The organism is Enterovibrio norvegicus (genome assembly GCF_002876705.1).
Taxonomy (GTDB): Bacteria; Pseudomonadota; Gammaproteobacteria; order Enterobacterales; family Vibrionaceae; genus Enterovibrio; species Enterovibrio norvegicus_B.
The window spans coordinates 2,359-3,601 of the sequence record NZ_MDAG01000055.1 but is presented as its reverse complement, the minus strand read 5'-3'; the positions used below and the strand labels follow the sequence as shown (position 1 = coordinate 3,601).

Genomic DNA, 1,243 nt, shown 5'->3' with positions numbered 1-1,243 from the left:
CCGTTATTCGAACGTTATATGCTCATGGAGTAGGTATGGATAGGAGTTATCTTCAGGAAAACTACCAGATATTTGAGGCTGGATGCTTCTACCGTGTACTTGACGATTTTTCTGACTTCAGAGGAATACGCTATAAAAAAGGTGATGAACTAACATTCATAGGTAGCAACTTCGTCCCTTATGAAGATGGTCTTTCACTATTTTTCAGTTTCAAAGGAAATGAGCGACAAATCATGCTCTGTGTCCGAGAAGGCTTTCAAATTAACATTGTGCACAATCTTTCTAGTTACTTTGAACGGGTACATAGCAACCCGAGCTTATAACAAGCAAATAAACAGGGACGTTTACTCGTGGCGCATTTTCTCGTAGAAACGCTGTGATTCAGGCATTTCAATCAGTTTGGGGTAGTAAACGCCCGTTATTCGAACGTTAGGGCTATATGAGCAAGAACATATGAAAGAGCTTAATAAAATTGAACAACTTTTATATGGGCTCAATTATGAGGTTAAGCTTTATCTATTTGGCCCTGGAGATTGTGACACCTCGCTAGAAAAGGTGCTTCACAAGCTAATATCCGAGGATTGTATAAGTTCAGGCATTGTAACTTCGTCCTCAGCAGAAGCTCGAAATGAGATTATGGATATGGTGCTATATGAAGGTAACACGGGGTCTGGCCCAATTGACCTTGAATCAAAGAAGAGTGAGATTGCTTCGTTAATAGAACGTGTTTTCAATCATATACATTTTGATAGCTCCGAAATGATCATTAAGTTTAACTTCTACGAAGGTCACCCTTCATCCCCTGTGTTTTGGGATTTTGCTTTTGATATTCACTCACAAGGTAAACGTTGGATCTTTGTAGGATCTAGCAGTGATTAGCTCTAACAAGGCCATCAAACATCACCCCCTACGGGGGTTGGACTCGCAAAAAACGCGCTCGCCGTTTATGGCAACGTTATCCGTCAGTTCTTTCAGTGTTTAGTTTGCGATGTCTGGTTAGCTATTTCCTCTCTTTATAGCAGGCTGTTTAAACTCAAAAACCTCACTAAACTAATCCCAAACTCGATTCAAAATTATGTGGCTATTTTTGCTAAGTTGAATTGAATACACATGGTTTTATCGAGTGGTTTTGTCTTTAAGGCCGCAGTTGAATTCACAAAATGGCGCGTTCGTTGGGTGTTGGCGGTAAAGCCGCGATAGTATGAATGTTCAGTGGCAAACAAGGTCATGAACGGGACACCTT

Annotated in this window: 2 protein-coding genes; both read left to right on the top strand. The window is 40.6% G+C overall.

Annotated features, from left to right (window positions below; genetic code table 11):
• Nucleotides 1–323 (top strand): DUF3601 domain-containing protein (locus tag BCT27_RS19505; RefSeq protein WP_241908609.1); only part of this gene is annotated, 323 nt, incomplete at its 5' end.
• A 130-nt stretch (nt 324–453) separates the two neighbouring features.
• Nucleotides 454–879: a hypothetical protein gene (locus BCT27_RS19500; protein ID WP_102396530.1), complete on the top strand. Its 426-nt coding sequence runs from the start codon at nt 454–456 to the stop codon at nt 877–879.
• Nucleotides 880–1,243 lie beyond the last annotated feature (364 nt).